A 16,563-nucleotide genomic window follows, 5' to 3' on the forward strand; every position below is an offset into this window, starting at 1 on the left:
CCGGGTGGGAGAGGCGCGAGCCGAGTACGCAAAGGGGTCGGCCCGTGCTAATCGGCGGGGCCGTGAAGATTGCATGGCTGTTTCCTGGGCAGGGTGCGCAAGAGGTGGGCATGGGCAAGGCCCTGGCCGAGGCCTCCGAGGCGGCCCGTGGGGTGTTCGCAAGGGCCGATGCCGCGCTCGGTGAGCCTCTCTCGGCGCTGTGCTTCGAGGGGCCGATGGAGGCGCTGACCCTGACGCGGAACACGCAGCCGGCGCTGGTGACGGCGAGCTGCGCGGCGCTGGCGGCGCTGCGGGAGCGGTACCCGGATCTGCCTCGACCTGCCTTCGCGGCGGGGCACTCGCTCGGGGAGTACAGCGCGCTGGTGGCGGCGGGGGCGCTCTCGCTGGAGGACGCGGTGCGGCTGTGCCGGCTGCGGGGCGCGGCGATGCAAGAGGCCGTGCCGGCCGGGGAGGGGGCGATGGCGGCGGTGATGGGGGTGGATGCGGCGACGCTGCGGGAGCTGTGCGCGGAGGCGGCGGCGGCGGCACAAGGGGAGGTGGTGTCGCCGGCGAACTACAACGGGCCGGGGCAGACGGTGATCGCCGGGCACGGGAGCGCGGTGGGCAGGGTGGGGGAGCTGGTCGCGCAGAAGGGGGGGAAGATGGTGATGCTGAAGGTGAGCGCGCCCTTCCACTGTGCGCTGATGCAGCCGGCCGCAGAGCGCCTGGCAGGGCCGCTCGCGGAGACGGAGATGGGGGCGTTCGCGTTCCCGGTGGTCGCGAACGTGGACGGGGCGCCGAACGTGGACGGGGGGCGCGCGCGGACGCTGCTCGTGGAGCAGGTTGCGAGCCCGGTGCAGTGGCTGCGCACCATCGAGCGGATGGCGGAGGAGGGGGTGACGCACGCGCTGGAGATCGGGCCCGGGAAGGTGCTCGCGGGGCTGGTGAAGCGGATCTCCAAGCAGATCGCGGTGCACGGGGTGAACGATCCGGCGAGCGTGGAGCGGGTCGGGGCGTTTCTTGCGTGAGGGCGCTGGCTGGCGTTTGATGGCGTCTGCGGGCGCTTGAGGTAGTGGAGGCTCGATGTCGATGTTCGGGATGACGGGGAAGGTGGCGATCGTCACCGGTGGGTCGCGGGGGCTGGGGCGCGCGGCGGCGGAGGCGCTCGCGGCGCAAGGCGCGCACGTGGTGCTGACGTACGTGCGCGGCGAGGCGGAGGCGAAGGCGGTGGTCGAGGCGATCACGGCGAGCGGCGGGAAGGCCGAGGCGGTGGGGTTCGATCTCGCGGACATGGCGGCCTCGGAGGCGGCGGTGACGGAGGTGGCGAAGCGGCTGGGGCGGCTGGACATCCTGGTGGCGAACGCGGGGATCTCCATCGACAACCTGCTCCTGCGGCTGAAGGAGGAGGAGCTGGATCGGCTCTTCGCGGTGAACGTGAAGGGGGCGATTGCCTGCTCGCGGGCGGCGATCAAGGTGATGATGCGGGCGCGGAAGGGGCGGGTGGTGCTGCTGTCGAGCGTGGTGGGGGAGATGGGGAACGTGGGGCAGACGGCCTACGCGGCGACGAAGGCGGCGCTGCTCGGGGTGACCAAGTCGCTCGCGCGGGAGTATGCGAGCCGGGGGATCACGGTGAACGCGGTGGCGCCGGGGTTCATCGAGTCGGACATGACCGCCACGCTCAACGCGGAGCTGAAGGAGGCGATGCTGAAGGGCATTCCTCTGGGGCGCATCGGCCGCGGCGAGGAGGTGGCCGCGGCGGTGGTGTTCCTGTGCTCGGACGAGGCGAGCTACATCACCGGGCAGACGCTACGCGTCAACGGTGGGATGTACGTGTAAGCGCGTGCGCGGCAGAAGTCTGTCATGCGATCGCGCGCTCGTACGTAACTCGTACGTAACTCGTACGTAACTCGTACGTAAAAGAAGATGCTTCCGGATTTCTGTGATGCAGTGAAGTCAACGATGGGCTAGTAGGGGCCCGCGAACGTGTGGCTCTGTCCCGGTTCGACGGGTCGGTCAGCCTTCGTTTGATTGTACGGCGAGGCCCCTGGACTTGATCGGGAGCCCGATTTTTGCTGGAGAGGATGCCATGGCAGAAGGGCGCGACATCACGGCCGAGGTGAAGCGGATCATCAAGGAGCAACTCGACGTCGACGAGAAGGACATCAAGTCCGAAGCGACGTTCATCGAGGATCTGGGCGCTGATTCGCTGGGCCTCGTCGAGCTGGTGCTTGCGTTTGAAGAGGCGTTCGAGATCGACATCTCGGACGAAGACACGGAGAAGATCCGGACGGTCCAGGACGCCGTCGACTACATCGAAGCCAACACCAAGAAGTAACGTCTGCCGGATGGGGGTCCGCCGAGCCGGTGCCCTGACTTTCACGTCCGGCCCCGTGCTGCCCGGCCCCTTGCTGGGAAATACCCATGGAACGCGTAGTCATCACGGGCATCGGGCTCGTCACGCCGAACGGCATCGGGACGCAGGAGACGTGGCGCTCGGTCGTCGCGGGTGAGTCGGGCATCGGTCCGATCACCCTCTTCGATGCTTCCCAGTTTCCCACCCGCTTCGCGGGTGAGGTGAAGGGGTTCTCCGCCGAGCAGTGGATGCCGAAGAAGAAGGTCAAGGAGATGGGCCGCTTCGCCCACCTCGCCCTGGCCGCAGCGCAGCTCTGCATGAAGGATGCGGCGATCGAGCTGACGGAGGAGGACCGCGAGGAGTGCGGCACCCTGATCGGTGTCGGGCTGGGCGGGCTCGAGTACCTGTACCAGCACTCGCTCACGCTCCACGACAAGGGGACCTCCAAGGTGAGCCCCTACTTCATCCCCACGGTGATCGCGAACCTCGCGGCAGGGCAGGTGGCGATCGCGCTGAACCTGCGCGGGGTGAGCTACTGCAACACGAGCGCCTGCTCGTCGAGCGCGCACTCGGTGGGCGAGGCGTTCGAGTGGATTCGCCGCGGTCGCTCCTCGATCATGCTGGCAGGCGGCGCGGAGGCGACCGTGACCGGCCTCGGCGTCGGCGGGTTCAGCGCGATGTTCGCGCTCTCCAGGCGCAACGAGGAGCCGCAGCGCGCGAGCCGGCCCTGGGATCGCGATCGCGATGGGTTCGTGATGAGCGAGGGCGCGGGGTGCGTGCTGCTGGAGTCGCTCACCCACGCGCGGAAGCGGGGGGCGACGATCTACGGGGAGGTGACGGGGTACGGCGCTTCCTGCGATGCGTACCACATCACCAAGCCGAGCCCCGAGGGTGAGGGGGCGCAGCGGGCGATGAAGATGGCGCTCGCGGACGCGCGGCTCGCGCCCGATCAGATCGGCTACATCAACGCGCACGGGACCTCGACGGGCCAGGGCGACGTGGAGGAGGCGCGGGCGATCCTCTCGCTGTTCGGCGATCACGCGCGGGAGAAGAAGCTCTGGGTGAGCTCGACCAAGTCGATGATGGGTCACCTGCTCGGCGCGGCAGGCGCGGTGGAGATGGCGCTCTCGACGCTGGTGCTGCGGGAGGGGGTGGTACCTCCGACGATCAACCTGGACAACCAGGATCCGGAGTGCACGCTCGACTTCGTTTCGGGCAAGGCGCGGGAGCGCGTGCTCGACCACACGATGAGCAACTCCTTCGGGTTCGGGGGGACCAACGTGTCGCTGGTGCTCTCCCGCTTCAAGGACTGATCTTCCCATGAAGTGCCCCTTTTGCGGCCACCTCGAAGATCGGGTCATCGACTCACGCGCGGGTGGCGCAGGGGAGGTCATCAGGCGGCGGCGGGAGTGCGCGGCCTGCGAGCGGCGCTTCACCACCTACGAGCGGGTGGAGGACATTCTGCCAACGGTGGTCAAGAAGGACGGCCGCCGGGAGCCCTTCGACCGGCAGAAGCTGGGCCGGGGGCTGCGCATCGCCTGCAACAAACGGCCCGTGTCGACGGAGCAGCTCGAGGCGATGGCGGACGCCATCGAGCGGGAGGCCCAGGAGTCCGAGCGGCGGGAGATCACCTCGGCCGAGCTGGGGGAGCGGGTGATGCGGCACCTCCGGGGGCTGGACGAGGTGGCTTATGTCCGGTTCGCCAGTGTATATCGGTCCTTCCGGGACATCGACCAGTTCATGGCGGAGCTCGGCAAGCTTGTGAAGGCCAAGACGCCCTAGTAGATCCGGTCTCCTCCGATGCCAGCGCAGACCACGCGCCCAGACCCCGCTTTCGACCTGGCCATGATGCGCGTCGCCATCGACGAGGCACGCAAGGCCATGCCTTCCCCCAATCCACCCGTGGGGGCGCTGGTGGTGAGCGCCGCGGGGGAGATCCTCGCGACGTCGCACCACAGGCGCGCGGGCGAGGAGCACGCGGAGATCATCGCGCTCAACGCCGCCGGTGAGGGGGTGCGGGGCGCGACGCTCTACGTGACCCTGGAGCCCTGCAACCACGAGGGGCGGACGCCGCCGTGCGTGGACACCATCCTCAGCTCGGGGATCAAGCGGGTGGTGGTGGGGGCGCTCGATCCGAACCCGCACGTGGCCGGGGGCGGGGCGCAGCGGTTGAGCGACGCGGGGCTGCCGGTGGAGGTGGGGGTCGCTGGCGCGGAGGCGCGCGCGCTGATCGCGCCGTGGGGGAAGTTCATCACCAACGGGCTGCCGCACGTGGCGCTCAAGCTGGCGCTGTCGCTCGACGGGCGGATCGCGACGCGGACCGGGGCGTCGAAGTGGGTGACCGGGCCGGAAGCGCGCGCGAAGGTGCAGGAGCTGCGGGCGCGGCACGATGCGGTGGCGGTGGGGATCGGGACGGCGCTCGCCGACGATCCGCGGCTGACCGTGCGGGAGACGTCGCTCCTGCCAGAGGGGCGGCAGAGTCCCATCCGGCTGGTGTTCGATACGCGCCTGCGGCTGCCGCTGCACACGCGCCTGGTGCAGACGGCGCGGGAGGTGCCGACCTGGGTGCTCTCGGGCGCGGAGGCGTCGGAGGAGGCGGAGCAGGCGCTCGTGGACGCAGGGTGCGTGGTGCTGCGGACGCCGACGTCGGCCGAGGGGCGGGTGGACGTGACGGCGGCGATGCGGCTGTGCGCGTCGCAGGGGATCGTGTCGATCCTGGTGGAGGGCGGGGCGGAGCTGGCCGGAAGCCTGCTGGCGTCGCGGGTGCCAGACGAGCTGCATGCGTTCGTGGCGCCCATCCTGCTCGGGCCTCGGGGGCGCCCCGGCGCGGTGGACTGGGCAGGGCCAGACACGCCGGTGGAAGCGCCGCGGATCATGGATCCGCGCTGGGAGCTGTGCGGGCGTGATGCGTACGTGAACGGGCCGCTCGCGTTCCCCCCGCGGGGCTGAAGAGCTGAGCTTCAGTCGGCGGTGGCGGAGGAGAGCTTCAGTCGGCGGTGGCGGAGTGGCGCTTCTGCATCTTGCGCTGGACGATGCGCTTCTTGAGCATGCCCATGCGGTCGATCATGAGCACGCCGTCGAGGTGATCGGTCTCGTGCTGGATGGCGACCGCGAGGAGGCCGTCGGCGGAGATCTCGAAGGGCTTGCCGCTGCGATCGAGGGCGCGGACGGTGACGTTCTCGGCGCGCTTGATGTCCTCGCTGACGCCCGGGAAGGAGAGGCAGCCCTCGGGGCCGAGCACGTCGCCTTCGCGCCGGGTGATCTCCGGGTTCACGAAGACCATCAGGTTTGAGGGCTCGTCTTCGTTCGCGACGTCGATGATGAAGATGCGGTAGGGCTCGCCGAGCTGGGTGGCCGCCAGGCCCACGCCAGGGGCCGCGTACATGGTTTCGGCCATGTCATCGATGAGGCGCTGAAGCTCGGGCGTGATCTGGTCGATGGGCTGTGCCTTCTGTCGGAGGCGGGGGTCGGGGTAGTGAAGGATGGTGCGGATGGCCATGGGTCCAGCTCGGTAGGGTAGCGTCGTCAGCGGCTCCGTCGAAGGGGAGCTGTGTCGATAGTAATGCCTCGCGCGGCGAGATCCTCCACGATCATGGGGATGACGCCGGAAGGATGGAAACTACCTTCGATGGCGCCCCCTGCGGCCGTTCGCTCGACCGAGAAGGTGAGCACGTCGCGTACGGCGATGTGACCGCGCTCGATCACGAGGTCGGAGACGCGGAGGACGCGGTCGCGGCCGTCGCGGAGACGGGCGATCTCGACGACCAGGTCGAAGGCCGAGGCGAGCCACTCGTGCACGGCCTCGACAGGGATGCCCGGCCTTGCGGCGGAGATGTCGGCGACGAGCCGGGGGATGGCCTGGCGCACGGTGGGAGCACGGCACCCGGCGAGGACGCCGCTCGTGCCTTCGCCGATGGCGAGCACCACCTCGGCGGCGACGTGGCCCGAGAGGCCGTGCACCAGCACCCGGTCGGGTCGGAGCCGGGCGGCGCTGCGCACGGCGCGGGTCACCAGGGCCGCGGTGGCGCCGAGCGGGATGGCGATGGCGTGCGGGGGCTGGACGACCAGCTCGTCGTCGTCCTGGAGGGCCACCAAACGGTCGTCGGTGCCGCCTGCCGCGGCGAGCGCGCCGAGCAGGGTGACCGCGCCCGTGCCGCGCGCGCCCACGACCAGCACGTTGGCGCGCGCCGCAGCGCACTGCGCGAGGAGCCCTGCCATGCCGCGGGAGATGGTGCCGCTCCGGACCAGTTCGTCGAGGGTGTGCTCCACGCGCTGGGGCTTGCGCACGGTGAAGGCAGAGTTTCCGCCGGTGCGGGGGGAGAGGACGGCGAGCAGCTTGGCGCCGCGGGGCAAGGTGCGTTCGAGCAGCGTTTCGCCCTCGGCGCTGGCCTCGCCTCCGAGCACGCAGAGGCGCTGGATGATGCGCGCGAGGGCGGCCTCGCTGCTGAAGCCAACCTCGGCGGTGGTGGTCCTCCGGGCCTGGGTGACAAGGATCTGGTCGTGCCGGAAGACCTGGATCTCCGAGACGTCGTCGTCTTGCAGGAGGGTCTCCAGGGGGCCGAGCTGCAGGAGTTCGCGGCGGGCGTCGGTCGCGGTGGTCTCCGGGTCGACGTCGTGGGGGAAGTCTCCCGCGGCACGCATGCCCATCACGGCCTCGCTCACGCTCACCTCCAGGCGGCGCGCGAGGGCTTCGTCCGGGGTGGCGCCGCCCGCGAGGAGGCGGAGGTCGACGTTGCCAGCGACGCGCTCCATGAGGCGGGTGAGGGCCTGCTGGCGGCTGGCCGAGGCTGCGGGTTCGGGGATGAGGCCGCGGTCCGAGGCAGGGGGGACCACGGCGCGCCGGGGAGAGGCGGCGGGGTAGCTGCCGGTGCCGGTGGGGATGGGGGCCGCGGCAGGGTAGCTGCCGGTGCCGGTGGGGATGGGCGACGCCGCGGGGTAGCTGCCCGTGGAGCTGAGGACCGGGACGGAGGAGGTGGTGAGGGGCTCGCGGGGCGTGGCGCGGTCGGCGCCGAGGAAGTTGGGCGTGACGCGCGAGGGAGGCTGGAGGGAGGGGACCTGGGCGGCGCGCAAGGGGCCCGGGATGGGGGTGTCCGGGCTGGCGTTGCCGCTGCCGGACTGGCGCGGAGAAGGGACGCGCGGGGGGCCCGGGAAGGGCTCGATGGACTCGTCGGGGTCGTTCTCCAGAGGGAAGTGGCTGATCACCTGCCCGCCGCTGCGCGATGGTTCGCTGCGCTGCTCGATCTGGGGGGAGGGCAGCGCGAGGCCCCTCTCTGCAGACGAGGGGGGCACGGGGACGAAGGGTGGGTCGGTGCCCACCTGGACAGGTGCAGGCGCGGGGGGGCGGCGGTCGGCAGGTTCGGCTGCAGGCGACGAGGCGCGGTCGAAGCCGATCAGGGCAGGGATGCCGACGGTCGCTGCGGGGGTGTAGCCCCGCTCGGGGGGGTCACTGGCGAGGGCGCCAGCGTGGGCGTCGGCTTCGGGAGGCTCCTGGTGGGTGGGGAGCGGGGCGACCAGTCCTTCGGAGGGGATGACTGCGGCTTCGGCGGAGACGGCTTCGACGCGCAGGACGAAGTCGCCGATGTAGATCTTGTCGCCCTCGCGGACGATGGTCGCTTGCGCGATCTTCCGGCCGTTGACGTAGGTGCCGTTGGTGCTCTTGAGATCGGTGATGATGAAGCGGCCATCACGGTAGAGCAGGCGCGCATGCCGCTTGGACACGTTGCCCTTGGGCAGCATGAGCTCGTTGCCCTGGACGCGGCCGACGTTGATCTCGGTCCTGTCGAATACTTCGCGCCGCTCCGCGCCCCCCTTCTCGCTGATGATCACCGAGAACATTCCGTCGCCTCACGGTGCCAGCCGCAGAGCCGGTTTTTCCGGCGAATCTGCGCTGGAACCCACACGCTCACCCGGCCATACGAGCAAGGCTGCGTAGATCTGTCAACGAGGTGGCTCTTCGCCCCGGAGGAGGGCTGGGAGCACTGAAAGCGGGGTTCGAGGGCCGGAGGGACGCGCCACCGGGGGGCCGGGGCGGACACGCTGGAGGTCAGGGGAGGGGAGGCACGTGATCAGCCGTCGTCAGCCGTCGTCAGCGCTCCAGTCAGCGTGTCGTCAGCCGTCGTCAGCGTGTCGTTGGCGTGCTGTCAGCGTGTCGTCAGCGCGTGGTCAGCGCGTGGTCAGCGCGTGGTCAGCGCGTGGTCAGCGCGTGGTCAGCGCGTGGTCAGCGCTCTACCGGGCGGGCAGAGGTCGGCGCGGAGGCGACATCCCGGCCGCTCCCGAGGCGGCGATCCTCGACGTCGGTGGCGAGGAGGCTGAGGAGCTCTCCGGCGAGGGCCATCACTTCCTGCTCGTTCAGGCCATTCTGGCGCAGCTCGCGGTACATGGTCTTGGCCAGGATCCGCACCGAGCGGGGATCGTGGGGCTGGTCACGGGCCACCATGCCGGGGTTGTCGGGGAGGACGGCCACAGGGAAAGCAGTCATGCCAGGCGAGCGTTAGCGAACGGTGTGCCAGCGCGAAAGCCCGCAATTTCGGCGGCAGAAGCGGGTGAGGCGCGAAGGTAGGTTCGCTGAACACGCAGAAAGTGCAACCCTGGGTTTGCACCTCACCGGTTCCCTGCACGGTGGTTCGATGCAGCCAGACCCGAGCAGGTCGCGTGCAAGGAGGCGCTATGGTCCCGTTCCTTCGCACGGCTTGACCTGGAGCAGGGGGGACGTCTAGGGTGGCGGCGATCGGGCTGGAAGTTTCGTGAGGTTTGTTCGCGGAACCACTTCGGGGGGGCAGCGCCGTGGGGGGAAGCTCAGCGCCGTTCCGTTTGGACGCGACACCCTGGCCCGAGGAGCGGTGAGGCTCCTCGGCGGGCAGGATGGGACGGTGGAGGAAACATGGCTGTTGGGATCGTGAAGTGGTTCAACGACGAGAAGGGTTGGGGGTTCATCAAGCAGGAGACCGGCCCCGATGTCTTCGTGCACTACTCCCAGATCAGCGGTGATGGGCGTCGGCGCCTGTTCGAGAACGAGACGGTGGAGTTCGAGATCAAGGAAGGGCCGAAGGGGCTGCAGGCGGTCAATGTGATGCGCCCCGAAGCTCCCCTCGCTGGGCCCTGATTCAGGGTACGCCGCGCCTGAAAGGGCGACCCGGGTCCTCGGCGCGGCGTTCGCGCGAAGTCACGGGGGTAGCGACCACCGGGAGCGTAGGGGCCGATAGGCCCCTGAAAGAGCGACCCGGGTCCTCGGCGCGGCGTTCGCGCGAAGTCACGGGGGTAGCGACCACCGGGAGCGTAGGGGCCGATAGGCCCCTGATTCAGAGATGGGCGCAGCGGAAGCCGCGCCAGGTCCGGCGGGTGCTCGGGAGGTCGTGGAGGCGCGCCGCCGCACGGATCCAGGGGCGTCCGTGGACGTAGGAGCCTCCCCGGACCACGCGCTCGTCGCCCGAGGAAGGGCCGCGTGGGTCACGCGCGCTCTCGGCGGGGTACTGGGGGGCGTAGTAGTCGGCCACCCATTCCTCGACGTTTCCGGCGAGATCTTCGAGGCCATCCGGGGTGCGGCCGTGGAGGAAGGATCCGACGGGCGCGAGCTCGAGGAAGCCGTCGCCATCGTCGAGGTTCGTGGGGAGCGCGAGCTGACCGTGGTTTGCGTGGAAGGGGTTGTAGATATCGCCCCACGGGTAGCGGCGGCCGGTGCTCGTCCTGGAGAGCTGCCAGGGGGTGGCTCCCGCGTCGGTTCCTCCCTTGGCAGCGCGCTCCCACTCGGCCTCGGTGGGGAGGCGACCTCCCTCCCAGGCGCAGAACTGGGCAGCGTCGAACCAGCTCACGAGCACCACGGGGAAATTGGGCTGGTCGAAACGTTGCCCGCCTGACGCATAGGGGGGCTCGTCGCAGGCCCCGGCAGCGACGCACCGGCGGTACCGGGCGACCGTCACCTCGGTCCGGTCGAGCCAGTAGTCGGACAGGTAGACCTCGTGGGCCGACGCTTCGTTCATGAAGCTCTCGGCGATCTCATTGGTGCAGACCTGTCCCCCGGGTTCGAGCTTGCAGAGGGTGATCGCGTGGCCGATCTCGGGCTCGGTGGAGCCCATCCGGAAGCTGCCAGCGCGGATGCGCGTCGCGGCAGGGCCAGGGGTGCGGAGCGCGAGGATGCCGGCCTGGGGGTCTCCGCCGCCGTCGGGGACCACGGGGAGAGGCGCCGCTGGGGCCGGCGTCTGGCGGGCCTTTGCCCGGGGAGGAGCGTGCGGGGCAGGCGCGGAGGCGCCGAGCGAGAGGGCCGAGACGAGGGCCAGCGCGAGCGTGACCGCAGGGCGCATCGCCCCCACGGATAGCACGCCATCCACCGGCTGGCGCGTCGTCCCTCCCGGCCAGGACGCGAAGGGGACACGGGGGGGCCTCGAAGAGCGCTGCAAAAGTGCGCCTGGCAGCCAGGAGCGTTACACTCCGGGGACGCTGCCTGGGAGGCCATGGAGAACGTGACTACGACGGTCGCTGGGGTGGATGCCGCAGTGCTCGCAGAGCTTCAGGGTGCCCTGGAGGGGGGCGAGCTCGTGCTCTTCGTGGGAGGCGGTATCTCTGCGGCCGCCGGGTTGCCCACGTGGCGTCAGCTCGTGGACGGCGTGCTCGCGCTGATGCAGCAGCGGGGGATGGATGAGGCCCGCATCGACGAGGTCTCGGAGCTGGCGCGCAGGCACCACTACCTCGACGCGATGGCTGCGGCGCAGGACGCGCTGGGGCCAGCGTTTCGCTCGCACGTCACCCGGGCGCTCGACGACACGGATCGACCGATCCCGCCGATCGCGCGGGCGCTCGCGGGGCTGCGGGCGGATCTGCGCGCGGTGGTCACGACCAACCTCAATTACATCCTCGAGCGCGCCTTCGGGTGGGAAGCGCTGAGCCGGCTCTCGGACGACATCGCGAAGCGGCGGGGTTTCATCCTCAAGATCCAGGGGACGCTGCGCGATCCGGCGACGTGGGCGCTCACCCGGGAGCGCTTTCACGCGCAGCTCTCCTCGCCAGCCGCGCGGCGCGCGCTCGCCGGGGTGTTCTCGGCTTGCCCGGTGCTCTTCGTGGGGTTCGGGTGGGGGGACGACAGCTTCGAGCAGATGCTGGAGGACGTGCGCGAGCTCTCGGGGGGCGATCCTCCGCCCCGCTTCGCGATGCTGCCCGAGGCGAGCTTGACGCCCTTCCGGCGCAAGAGCCTCCAGGGGATGGGCTTCCGGCTCGTGCCCTACGACAACAGCGACGGATCGCATGCGAACGCGCTCCTGATCCTGGAGCACCTGGCGAGCGTCGCTCACGCGGTCGAGGTGCGCCCCGCGCCGAGGTCGATCCTGCCTCCGGCGATCCCGGATCTGGAGATCCCGCCCTCCTCGTCGGGGCTCGCGGGGCTCGCGGGCCTCGCCGGCTTCGGTGGCACGAGGGCGCTCGACTTCGGCGATCTGGAGATGCCGGCCGGGATGAGGGACGAGCCTCCAGCGCGCGCGGAGCCGGCCCTGGTCCTGGATCTGACGCGGAGGCGGATGAGCGAGCCCCCCGCGAACCCCATCGAGGTCTTCTTCTCCTACGCGGAGACCGACCGCGATCTGCGGGACAAGATCGAGACGCACCTGGCGATGCTGAAGCGCAAGGGCGTCATCCGCGGCTGGCACGAGGGGGAGATCGGCGCCGGCGAGGAGTGGGATCGGGAGATCCGCGAGCACCTCGAGTCGGCGAAGATGATCCTCCTTCTCATCAGCGCGGACTTTCTCGCCTCGGACTTCTGTTACGAGGAGCAGATGCGGCGCGCCATCCAGCGCCACGAGCGGGGAGAGGCGCGGGTGATCCCCGTGATCCTCGACGCCTGCGACTGGGAGCCGGCGCCCTTCGGCAAGCTGAGACCGCTGCCGGAGAACCGCAAACCGGTCACCCTCTGGCCGAACCAGAGCGAGGCCTTCGCAGACATCGCCAAGGGCATCCGGAAGCAGGTCGAGCAGCTCACCCAAAACCCCTCCTAGGCTCACCGAGCGCCGGCGCCCAGCCGGTGAGCCACTCCGAGGTGCCTCCCCCTCCCGGGGTCTGGGGTGTTCCGCCCTGGACCGGCCGGAACCTCGCCGCGCGCGACGAGCAGCTCGCCGAGATCAGCGCGGCGCTCGCGAAGCGGGGCATGGCTCCGCTCTGCGGGCTGGGCGGCGCTGGCAAGACCATGCTCGCTCTCGAGTACGCGCACCGGAACGCGAGCGCGTACGACATCGTGTACATGATCGCGGGGGACAGCACCTGGTCGCTGCTCAGCGGGTTCTCGGCGCTGGCGATGGAGCTGCGGGTGCCCGATCAGGAGCTGGTCCTCGACGAGGCGACGTCGTCGCAGACCTCGGGCGGATCGAAGACGTCGTCACGCCAGCCGCGGGTGGTGACCGCGGTGAAGAACAGGCTCGGCCGGCGGGGTCGCTGGTTGCTCATCTTCGACGGGGTGCTCAACGCGCAGCTCCTCGACCACTACCTGCCGAGCGTGGCGCAGGGGGGCCACGTCCTGATGACTTCGACCAACCCCATCTGGCGCGGGCTGGCGACGGTGACCGTGCGGGGCCTGTCCCGGGCAGAGTCGGTGGGGTTCCTGCTCCGGCGCACGGGCGAGATCGATGCCGAGGCTGCCGATGCGCTGGCGGAGAAGCTCGGTGACTTGCCGCTCGCGCTCGCGCAGGCCGGCGCCTACATCGAGGAAACCGGCAGGCCCCTCGCGGAGTACGTGAACCTCTTCCGGCAGCGCCCTGCAGCGCTCCTCGAACGTCCCCAGAGCTTTCCGGTGACGGTGGCGACGGCCTGGGAGAGCGCGCTGGCGGAGGTCTTCCAGAACTCCACCGCCGCCGATCTGCTCAGCCTTCTCTCCGCCCTGCCGATCGAGGAGGTGCCTCGCAAGCTGCTCGCCAGTATGTATGACCCCCTCGTGCTCGATGACGCGATCGCTGTGCTCCGCGTGCACTCGCTCGTCGAGGTCAGGCCGACGGGCCTGTTCGTCCATCGCCTCGTCAAGGTCATCGTGCACCACCAGCTTCGCCCGGAAGATCAACGACGGTGGAAAGTGGCTGCCGACCGCATCCTGCGCACGACGGGGCTCCGCCCTTCCAGCGTGGATCCGGCAGACAGCACGGAGCCCGATCGCAAATGAGCCTTTTCATCACCCTTCCGTCGGCTCGTTCCCTGCAAGTAGGTTGCAAGGGAGCGGACCGATGGTCCCGGTCCAGCGCGCAGTTCGCGGCCATCACCTCGCCCCCGGAAAGTTCGTCTGCCACGGGCGTTTCCGGGGGTGACTTCCTCACGGGTTGGGGGGTGCGTATGCTCTTGCACATCCGTCCTATCGTGAGAACTTACTCGCCCCTCGAGAGGACCTGATGCTTGCTCCGGCGAGGAACCCCATCGATGTGTTCTTCACCTACGCCTCCGGAGACGAGGATCTGCGGCCGAAGCTCGAGGTTCACCTCGACGCGCTGAAGCGGCAGGGGTTCCTGCGCAGCTACGGCGGGCTGCCGCTCGGCGGTGGCAAGGAGCAGCGGGAGCAGGCTGCAGCGCGGGTGCGGGAGGCGAAGATCATCCTGCTCCTCGTGAGCTCGGATTTCCTGCACAGCGAGCCCTGGCAGGCGCCGGAGCTGCGCGAGGCGATGGGCCGGGATTCCCTGGGGGAGTGCCACGTCATTCCCGTCATCCTGCGCCCGTGTCCCTGGGACAGGACACCGCTCGGGCGGCTGTCTCCGCTGCCGCGTCAGGCACGCGCGGTGACCAGCTATCCCAACCAGAGCGAGGCCTTCGCGGAGATCGCCAAGGGCATCCGCAGCGCCGTGCGTGACCTGAGCCCCGTGCAGCAGGGCAGCTCGCCCGACCTCGGCGATGCGGCGCCCGAGGTCAAGAAGCTGCCGCCGCGCAACCTGAGCTTCACGGGGCGGGATCAGCTCATCCGGGAGCTGCGGACGGCGCTCACCTCGGGCAGCCCTGCGGCGCTGACCCAGGCGATCAGCGGCCTCGGTGGGGTGGGGAAGACCCAGCTCGCGGCGGAGTATGCGCACCGCTACGCGAGCCAGTACGACGTGATCTGGTGGGTGCGCGCCGAGGAGCCCGCGATGATCGCCGAGGAGTTCGCGCAGCTCGCGGCGGCCCTCGGGCTGCCGGAGAAGGACGAGGCCGATCAGCGCCTCGCCGTGGAGGCGGTGCGGAGCTGGCTCTCGCGGCACGATCGGTGGTTGCTCGTCTTCGACAACGTCAACGATCCGAAGACGCTGACGTCGATCCTCCCCCATCCGCGCACCGGCCACGTGATCATCACCTCGCGCAACCCGAGCTGGCGCGGGGTGGCCACGCCCCTCCAGGTGCCGACGCTGGAGCGGAGCGAGTCGGTCAAGCTGCTGCTCAACCGCACGCACCAGCAGGACACGCCCGCGGCCGAGCAGCTCGCGGAGGCGCTCGGCGACCTGCCCCTGGCGCTGGTGCAAGCGGCGGCCACCATCGAGGAGACGCACGCGACGATCGCCACGTACTACAGCGCGTTCGGCGATCACCAGCGCGAGCTGCTCCTGCGCGGCGTCCCCACCGACTACCCGGCGCCGGTGGCCACCACCTGGGGCCTCGCCCTGCAGGAGGCGCAGCGCATCTCCCCGGTGGCGGTGGATCTCCTGAGGCTGTGCGCGTTTCTGGCGCCCGACGACATCGCGCGGGAGGGCCTCGCCGGCGCGGCGCAGCACGTGCCGCCGTCCCTGGCCGAGGCCATGGCCGACCCCTTCAAGCTCGATGAGGCGATAGCCGCGCTGCGGCGGTACTCGTTCATGGAGGCGCACGAGGGGGCGCTGTCCGTGCACCGCCTGGTCCAGGCAGTGGTCCGCGACCGGCTGCCTGTCCAGGACCTGCGCGTCTGGGCAGAGGCGGCGGTGCGCTTCGTGGCGCACGAGTTCCCGGAGAGCAGCGAGGACATCGTGACCTGGCCCCTGTGCGCGCGCTGGTTGCCCCACGCGCTCACCAGCGTGGGCCACGCGGAGACGCTCGACGTCGCCCGGGAGGCGCGCGCGCAGCTCCTGCATCGCTTCGCGGTGTACCTGCAAGGCCGCGCGGCCTTCGCCGAGGCCAAGGGGTACCTGGAGCGGGCCCTCGCGCTGCACGAGGACGAGTACGGGAAAGAGGATCCGCGCGTGGCCTCGGTGCTCCGGAGCCTGGGGAGCGTGCTGCACGATCTCGGGGATCTCGGCGGCGCGCGTGCCTGCTTCGAGAGGGCGCTGGGCATCGACGTGGCGACCCATGGTCATGATCATCCCGACGTCGCCCGTGACGTGAACGATCTCGGCAGCGTGCTCATGGATCTCGGGGACCTGACCACGGCGCGCAAGCACCTGGAGCGGGCGCTCGCCATCGACGAGGCCACCTACGGTCCTGACGATCCGAGCGTCGCGATCCGCCTCAACAACCTCGGGGCTCTCTTCCGGGATCTCGGCGACTTCGTGAGCGCGCGTGCGCACCTGGAGCGGGCGCTCGCCATCGACGTGCGCGCCTACGGGAACGATCACCCGACGGTCGCCATCGGCCGCACCAACCTCGGCCGTCTCCTGCACGATCTCGGGCACCTCCAAGGGGCGCGCGACCAGTTCGAGGAGGCGCTCACCATCGACGAGCACACCTACGGCTGCTTCCACCCCCGGTTCGCCCTGGCGCTGAACAACCGCGGGCGCGTGCTCCGCGATCTCGGCGACCTCTCCGGCGCCCGCGCCGACTTCGAGCGCGCCCTCGCCATCGTGGAGGCCACGTACGGCCCGGACCACCCCGACGTCGCGCGCGATATCAACAACCTGGGGAGTGTCCTCAGGGATCTGGGGGATCTGGAGGGGGCCCGCAGTTGCTTCGAGCGGGTTCTCAAGATCGCCGAGGCGACCTACGGGCTCGATCACCCGGCCGTGGCCATCGGCTGCAACAACCTGGGGAGCGTCCTGCAAGCCCTCGGTGATCTCAAGGGCGCCCGCGCGGAGCTCGAGCGCGCCCTCTCCATCGCGCAGACCACGTACGGCCCCGAGCACCCCGTGGTGGCGAGCATCGTCAACAACCTGGGGCGGGTGCTGCAGGCTCTGGGGGACCTCCCGGGGGCGTGGCAGCAGATCGAGCGCGCCGTCGCCATCGCCACCAAGGCGCTCGGGCCCACGCACCCCTCGGTGCAGATCTTCGCGCGCAACCTGGCCCGCGTCGGGGACGCGCTCGGCAGCAACGCCTGACAGGGGGGCGGGGCGAGGGGACGCGGGTCC

Annotated in this window: 14 protein-coding genes; 10 read left to right on the top strand and 4 right to left on the bottom strand. The window is 70.3% G+C overall.

Annotation, left to right across the window (positions count from 1 at the left end):
- The first annotated feature begins 62 nt into the window (after positions 1-62).
- The 6 genes from fabD (at position 63) to ribD (ending at position 5,281) form a co-directional block, all read left to right on the top strand.
- On the top strand, positions 63-1,007 hold the full coding sequence (gene fabD / locus CAP_RS27870) for an ACP S-malonyltransferase (RefSeq protein WP_063748763.1): 945 nt from the start codon (positions 63-65) through the stop codon (positions 1,005-1,007).
- Positions 1,008-1,068: 61 nt separating this feature from the next.
- Positions 1,069-1,815 carry a 3-oxoacyl-[acyl-carrier-protein] reductase gene (gene fabG / locus CAP_RS27875; RefSeq protein WP_044246614.1) on the top strand — a complete coding sequence of 249 codons (747 nt, stop codon included), beginning with the start codon at positions 1,069-1,071 and terminating at the stop codon, positions 1,813-1,815.
- A 250-nt stretch (positions 1,816-2,065) separates the two neighbouring features.
- Entirely contained in the window at positions 2,066-2,314 is a 249-nt protein-coding gene (acpP, locus tag CAP_RS27880; protein ID WP_044246556.1) for an acyl carrier protein, read from the top strand.
- Between the two features lie 86 nt (positions 2,315-2,400).
- Entirely contained in the window at positions 2,401-3,645 is a 1,245-nt protein-coding gene (gene fabF, locus CAP_RS27885; RefSeq protein ID WP_044246558.1) for a beta-ketoacyl-ACP synthase II, read from the top strand.
- A 7-nt stretch (positions 3,646-3,652) separates the two neighbouring features.
- Positions 3,653-4,114 (top strand): transcriptional regulator NrdR, encoded by a 462-nt coding sequence (gene nrdR / locus CAP_RS27890; protein WP_044246560.1) that lies wholly within the window; start codon positions 3,653-3,655, stop codon positions 4,112-4,114.
- A 63-nt stretch (positions 4,115-4,177) separates the two neighbouring features.
- Positions 4,178-5,281 (top strand): bifunctional diaminohydroxyphosphoribosylaminopyrimidine deaminase/5-amino-6-(5-phosphoribosylamino)uracil reductase RibD, encoded by a 1,104-nt coding sequence (gene ribD / locus CAP_RS27895; protein ID WP_231511730.1) that lies wholly within the window; start codon positions 4,178-4,180, stop codon positions 5,279-5,281.
- A 37-nt stretch (positions 5,282-5,318) separates the two neighbouring features.
- Here the strand turns inward: ribD and def are convergent, their stop codons facing one another.
- The 3 genes from def to CAP_RS27910 all read right to left on the bottom strand — a co-directional run bounded on the left by def (position 5,319) and on the right by CAP_RS27910 (position 8,810).
- Entirely contained in the window at positions 5,319-5,831 is a 513-nt protein-coding gene (gene def / locus CAP_RS27900; RefSeq protein WP_044246565.1) for a peptide deformylase, read from the bottom strand.
- 26 nt (positions 5,832-5,857) lie between these two features.
- Positions 5,858-8,167, bottom strand: a complete 2,310-nt coding sequence (locus tag CAP_RS27905) for an ATPase, T2SS/T4P/T4SS family (protein ID WP_044246568.1) — start codon at positions 8,165-8,167, stop codon at positions 5,858-5,860.
- A 382-nt stretch (positions 8,168-8,549) separates the two neighbouring features.
- Complete coding sequence (locus tag CAP_RS27910) at positions 8,550-8,810, bottom strand: hypothetical protein (RefSeq protein ID WP_156041200.1); 261 nt, start codon at positions 8,808-8,810, stop codon at positions 8,550-8,552.
- Between the two features lie 402 nt (positions 8,811-9,212).
- Here CAP_RS27910 and CAP_RS27915 point away from each other — a divergent pair, with 402 nt between their 5' ends.
- Positions 9,213-9,434 (top strand): cold-shock protein, encoded by a 222-nt coding sequence (locus CAP_RS27915; protein WP_044246572.1) that lies wholly within the window; start codon positions 9,213-9,215, stop codon positions 9,432-9,434.
- 196 nt (positions 9,435-9,630) lie between these two features.
- On the opposite strand, the gene CAP_RS27920 is transcribed toward CAP_RS27915, so the two are convergent.
- A complete protein-coding gene (locus tag CAP_RS27920; RefSeq protein ID WP_044246574.1) occupies positions 9,631-10,629 on the bottom strand; it encodes a formylglycine-generating enzyme family protein in 999 nt (332 codons plus the stop codon).
- 150 nt (positions 10,630-10,779) lie between these two features.
- On the opposite strand from CAP_RS27920, the gene CAP_RS27925 reads away from it, so the two are divergent.
- The 3 genes from CAP_RS27925 (at position 10,780) to fxsT (ending at position 16,533) form a co-directional block, all read left to right on the top strand.
- Positions 10,780-12,309, top strand: coding sequence for an SIR2 family protein (locus tag CAP_RS27925; protein ID WP_044246576.1), 1,530 nt, complete (start codon positions 10,780-10,782; stop codon positions 12,307-12,309).
- 26 nt (positions 12,310-12,335) lie between these two features.
- Positions 12,336-13,460, top strand: coding sequence for a tetratricopeptide repeat-containing protein (locus CAP_RS27930; RefSeq protein ID WP_231511731.1), 1,125 nt, complete (start codon positions 12,336-12,338; stop codon positions 13,458-13,460).
- Positions 13,461-13,683: 223 nt separating this feature from the next.
- Positions 13,684-16,533: an FxSxx-COOH system tetratricopeptide repeat protein gene (fxsT, locus tag CAP_RS27935; protein WP_044246577.1), complete on the top strand. Its 2,850-nt coding sequence runs from the start codon at positions 13,684-13,686 to the stop codon at positions 16,531-16,533.
- Positions 16,534-16,563: the final 30 nt, after the last annotated feature.

Origin of the sequence: Chondromyces apiculatus DSM 436 (assembly GCF_000601485.1) — a bacterium.
Taxonomy (GTDB): domain Bacteria; phylum Myxococcota_A; class Polyangia; order Polyangiales; family Polyangiaceae; genus Chondromyces; species Chondromyces apiculatus.